The sequence below is a fragment of the Actinosynnema sp. genome, assembly GCF_052038725.1.
On sequence record NZ_JBQGCX010000649.1, the window covers coordinates 1 to 4,201 of the forward strand.

Annotated in this window: 7 protein-coding genes; 3 read left to right on the plus strand and 4 right to left on the minus strand. The window is 69.7% G+C overall.

Annotated elements, in window-relative coordinates:
- The first annotated feature begins 96 nt into the window (after positions 1-96).
- Positions 97-498, plus strand: a complete 402-nt coding sequence (locus ACTUAL_RS13680; protein ID WP_440900501.1) for a YciI family protein — start codon at positions 97-99, stop codon at positions 496-498.
- 327 nt (positions 499-825) lie between these two features.
- Here ACTUAL_RS13680 and ACTUAL_RS13685 read toward each other — a convergent pair whose 3' ends face one another.
- Together ACTUAL_RS13685 and ACTUAL_RS13690 are read right to left on the minus strand one after the other, a co-directional pair.
- Positions 826-1,005: a DUF397 domain-containing protein gene (locus tag ACTUAL_RS13685; RefSeq protein ID WP_015800671.1), complete on the minus strand. Its 180-nt coding sequence runs from the start codon at positions 1,003-1,005 to the stop codon at positions 826-828.
- Positions 1,006-1,029: 24 nt separating this feature from the next.
- Complete coding sequence (locus ACTUAL_RS13690) at positions 1,030-1,884, minus strand: helix-turn-helix domain-containing protein (RefSeq protein ID WP_096492385.1); 855 nt, start codon at positions 1,882-1,884, stop codon at positions 1,030-1,032.
- A 187-nt stretch (positions 1,885-2,071) separates the two neighbouring features.
- On the opposite strand from ACTUAL_RS13690, the gene ACTUAL_RS13695 reads away from it, so the two are divergent.
- Together ACTUAL_RS13695 and ACTUAL_RS13700 are read left to right on the plus strand one after the other, a co-directional pair.
- A complete protein-coding gene (locus ACTUAL_RS13695) occupies positions 2,072-2,305 on the plus strand; it encodes a zinc finger protein (RefSeq protein ID WP_096497692.1) in 234 nt (77 codons plus the stop codon).
- Positions 2,302-3,174 carry a helix-turn-helix domain-containing protein gene (locus ACTUAL_RS13700; protein ID WP_096492386.1) on the plus strand — a complete coding sequence of 291 codons (873 nt, stop codon included), beginning with the start codon at positions 2,302-2,304 and terminating at the stop codon, positions 3,172-3,174. Before ACTUAL_RS13695 ends, ACTUAL_RS13700 begins: the two co-directional genes overlap by 4 nt.
- A gap of 44 nt (positions 3,175-3,218) precedes the next feature.
- On the opposite strand, the gene ACTUAL_RS13705 is transcribed toward ACTUAL_RS13700, so the two are convergent.
- Complete coding sequence (locus tag ACTUAL_RS13705) at positions 3,219-3,572, minus strand: hypothetical protein (RefSeq protein ID WP_096492387.1); 354 nt, start codon at positions 3,570-3,572, stop codon at positions 3,219-3,221.
- A 201-nt stretch (positions 3,573-3,773) separates the two neighbouring features.
- The gene (locus tag ACTUAL_RS13710) at positions 3,774-4,121 is read right to left on the minus strand and encodes a hypothetical protein (RefSeq protein WP_096492388.1); all 348 of its coding nucleotides are present in this window, start codon (positions 4,119-4,121) and stop codon (positions 3,774-3,776) included.
- Positions 4,122-4,201 lie beyond the last annotated feature (80 nt).

Here is a 4,201-nt window from a genome sequence, read left to right on the forward strand (position 1 = left end):
CGGGTCACCTGGGTGGTGCGTGGAGAACGCGGCCCCGGCTCCGCCCCCGTTCACCGACGCCAGGATGGGCGTCGGACCGCTCACCCGGAGGACACCATGGCCAAGTTCCTGCTCCTGATGAACTACGGCGCGACCGCCACCTGCGACACCCCGATGCCCGAGTGGGACCCGACGGACGTCGCGGCCCACATCGCGTTCCAGCGGCGCTTCGGCGGCGAGCTGGCCGCGCGAGGTGAGCTGGTCGACGCGCAGGGCCTCGCGCAGGCGGCGAAGGTCGTCGTCGCGACCGGCGACGGCGCGCCGGTGGTGGCGGACGGGCCGTTCCCCGAGGGCGGGGAGCTCATCGCCGGGTACTGGGTGGTGGACGTGGGGTCCGAGGCGCGGGCGCTGGAGATCGCCGCCCTGGCCTCCGCCGCGCCCGGCCCCGGCGGCGTGCCGCTCGGCCAGCCGATCCAGGTCAGGGCGGTGCTGGACGCCCCCGAACCGCAGGATGTGTGAGTCGGGCCGCCGAACCGCAGGACGTGTGAGTTGGGACGGTGGGAGGCGTGAGGTGGGACGGTGGGATGGTGGGAGGTGTGAGTCGGGCCGCCGGGAGGCTGGAGGCGTGAGTCGGGCCGCCGGGACGGCAGGACGTGGAGTCGCGGCGCCGGGGCGTGCCTCGGGGGCTCGGGGCTCGGGGCGCTGGTGCGGCGCGGCCGGGTGGCAGGCCGGGCCCTCGGTGCGTGGCACCGCACCGAGGGCGGTCAGGCGGCCTTTATCCGTGCATTCGCGGCAAGCGGGAGTGGTGGTGGACCCCCGGCGCGGCGAGCGCCGGGGGCGTGCGGGTCACGCGTTCTTCAGCGCCGTGACGAAGCCTGCGAACGCCTCGTGCCCGAAGCCCAGGACCGGGCCATCGGGGTTCTTGGAGTCGCGAACCAGCAGGTGGGCGCGGGTGTGCGCCAGTTCGACGCACTGCCCGCCGTTGCTCCCGCTGTAGCTCGACTTGCGCCAGGTGGAGTCCGCCATGGGGGCTGCACCGTCCTTCCTGATCTACAGTTCGTTCGCCACTGTAGCCAGGAGCGCGAGGCTCTTCGCGGGTGACAGGGCCGCTCCCACCACGTGCCGGAAGGCCGTTTCGTACTGCGCGACGTGCGACGGCTCGTCCAGCGACGACGCGGTCGTCAGGTTCTCCAGGTACACGGCGTTCGCCAGGTTGTCCGGGAACCGCAGGATCGTGAACGGGAAGCCGCTGGCCGTGTGCGCCCCCGCGCTGAACGGGATGACCTGCAGGGTGATGTTCTGCTGCCCCGCGAGCTTCTTCAGGTGCAGGAGCTGGTGCTTCATCAGCTCGGGGCTGCCGACCACGGTCCGGATCGCCGCCTCGTGCAGCACCACGTGCTGCCGCTGCGACGCCGCCGGGTCGATCATCCTGCTCTGCCGCACCTGCCTGGCCTGGACCAGCCGGTCGACCTCCACCTCCTCGTGGAGCGGGTTCGACTCCAGCAGCGACCTCGCGTAGTCGGGCGTCTGGAACTGGCCCGGAATCAGCTCGCCGTGGTACACGAGCACCTCCGTGGCGATCTGCTCCAGGTTGAAGAACTTCCGGAAGAAGTCCGGCAGCACCGACCCGTACGGCGTCCTCGGCGCCCGCTTGCGCGCCTGCCTGCCCAGCTCCTCGATGTGCTTGCGGGCCTGCTTGGTGGCGCCGTAGTGGTCCATCAGCGCGTTCAGCTCGGCGGCGCGCACGCTCACGTCGCCCGCCTCGATCCGCCGGATCTTCGCCACGGAGCACTCCAGCACCTTGGCGACCCGCTCCGCGGTGAACCCGGCGTCCTCGCGCATCGAGGCGAGCGCCAGCCCCAACTGTCGCTTGTAGACCGTCGGACTCGCGCCACTGCCCGGCATGAGGCCACCTCAGCTTCCCGGTACGAATGCGTTGTGCGGCATCAAGTGTGCCGCACAGCGGTGCATCTGCACCTCACCCAATTGTGTACTTCTCAACCTGCACGTGCACAGTTATTTTGGCGGTGGTCGCGCGGGCGCCGGAACGACCCGTGAACAGCGCAGAACTGGGGGTGGGCGGGTGTCGCGGATGTTCCGGTGGCTGCCGCACGACGGTCGGCGGCACGCGGTGAGCGCGCGGTTGGAGGTGCGGGACGCGGGGGAGACGCTGTGCGGGATCGAGCTGGTCGTGCCGTCCGCGCTGAAGTACCCCCAGTGGTGCTGGCCGACCTGCCGGGGGTGTGACCTGGCCTGGCGCGAGCACGAGGGCATCCAGCCCTACCCCCGGCCGGGGGGTCGGGGGACGCGGGGGAGCGGGAGATGACGAGGTTCGAGGAGTTCGTGCGGGACGAGTACGCGCGCGGGCGTTCGGTGCACGCGCTGACGACGCTCACCGGGCGCTCGGCCCGCTCGATCGGCAGGGTGTTGCAGGCTGGAGGGGATTCGATGCGCGGGATCGGGGAGCAGGGGGGCGGCGTGGTGGTCGGTTTCGGGGACGCGCGGTCGCTGCGGCTGTCGAAGCGGGAGGAGTTGGCGACGCTGCTGCACGCGTGCCGCGCCCACGCGCAGCTGTCGGGGCGGGTGGCGGGCGAGCGGGCGGGCATGAGCCAGTCGAAGGTGTCGAAGCTGGAGAACAGCCGGATCGTGCCGAAGGTCAGCGACGTGCTGCGGCTCGTGGAGGGCTACCAGGTGTCCGGCGAGGTGAAGGAGCGGGCGCTGCGCCTGGCCGAGCAGGTGGCGGAGGAGGAGAGGCGCCGCGAGGCCGTGCTGAACCGCACCGAGTCCCGCGCGCAGGCCCAGGTGGCGCGCGCCGAGCAGGCGGCCGAGGTGATCAAGGTCTACGCGGCGACGGCCGTGCCCGCCCTCCCGGCGGAGAACACCAGGACCCGCAGCGTCCACGTCGTCGTCCCGGAGGGCGTGGCCCGCTGCCCCCGCCAGGGCAACCGCATCCGGACGTCCGACGGCGGCAAGGTCCAGTTCGGCGTCCTGCCGTTCGCGTCCCTGGAGGCGGGCGCGGACACCGGGTTCCGGGTGCTGGACGACCGGATGGTGGTGGTGGAGCTGCTGTCGGGCAGCGTGGTGATCACGGACCGGGAGGACGTGCGGTCGCACGTGGCGTACTTCGACCGGATGCACGACCTGGCGCGGGTCGGGCGGGAGATGTGGGAGCTGATGGGGTGGAACTGCGCGTGAGCGCTGTTCACCGCGCCCAGGGGAAGGCGCGACGAACGCGGACGTCAGGATGCGGGGATCTTCGCTTCGACGGCCTTGGCGAAGCTGGTAGCCGCGTCACAGGACTGCTCCAGGGAATCGCCCGAGGTTGCCACGTCGAAACGCGAGCTCTCGGTGACTTCCATGGCCACAGCGCACGACGTGGTGGAGACTGCCTTCTCGATCAGCTTGGCCTTGCGGGAGCCGACCGTCATGTCGGAAACCTCCGCGTACGGCCCCTGGCCGGCTTTGGCAATACCGATGTCGGTGTGGTAGCTGATGTTCACCGCAACGCGGTTCGGGAGAAATCCCGCGCAAGCGGTGTCGCCGTCGGCCTCGATCTCAGTGATGTTCTGTGCGGACGCGACCTCGTTGAGCAAGGCGCACGTGTCGAAGTCGGCCAGCGAACCGCCATCTCCTCGTGCGGGTGAGCTGGAGGATGCGGGGACGCTGTTCCGGGGAGTGGCCGGGGATGGCGATCCCGCCGTTTCCGTCGAGCAACCCGTGAGCAGGAGCAAAACCGCTGAGATCAGCGTGCTCGTGACCGGTCGGCGCGACGATGCCGAGTTTTGCCGCATGATTCAGTAACTCCTGTGGGTCTGCTCGATTTCCTGCTCTACCCGGTCGTAGTTCTCGGCTGCCTTCTGCATCGCTTCTTTGGCTTCTCGCAGTGCCGTCTTCAGTTGGTCGATCGCGGGGACGAGCCCTATCGTTCCAGGGCCGCCAATGGCGTTCTCCAGGTTGTACTTCGCCATCGCTTGTGCGTCAGGGCTGGTGCCGAGCCGCACTTCCTCTTGAATTCGATGCAGATGCGCGTCGATCTTCTTCAGGTCGTCTTCCGCATCCTGGATGGCCTTGACGTACGCCTCTGCCCCAGGCTTGCTGATGGCAAATCCGCCCGAATCGGCGATCTGCTTCAGGCTCTGCATGTTCGACGTCAAGCTTTGGAGCGCTGCACCGCTCCAAGGGTTAGTCCCGTTCAACGCTCCTACTTGATCAATACATCACC

Coding starts and splice junctions, on each gene's coding strand:
- ACTUAL_RS13680 (WP_440900501.1), top strand. CDS start 97: ATGGCCAAGTTCCTGCTCCTGATGAACTACGGCGCGACCGCCACCTGC.
- ACTUAL_RS13685 (WP_015800671.1), bottom strand. CDS start 1,005: ATGGCGGACTCCACCTGGCGCAAGTCGAGCTACAGCGGGAGCAACGGC.
- ACTUAL_RS13690 (WP_096492385.1), bottom strand. CDS start 1,884: ATGCCGGGCAGTGGCGCGAGTCCGACGGTCTACAAGCGACAGTTGGGG.
- ACTUAL_RS13695 (WP_096497692.1), top strand. CDS start 2,072: ATGTTCCGGTGGCTGCCGCACGACGGTCGGCGGCACGCGGTGAGCGCG.
- ACTUAL_RS13700 (WP_096492386.1), top strand. CDS start 2,302: ATGACGAGGTTCGAGGAGTTCGTGCGGGACGAGTACGCGCGCGGGCGT.
- ACTUAL_RS13710 (WP_096492388.1), bottom strand. CDS start 4,121: ATGCAGAGCCTGAAGCAGATCGCCGATTCGGGCGGATTTGCCATCAGC.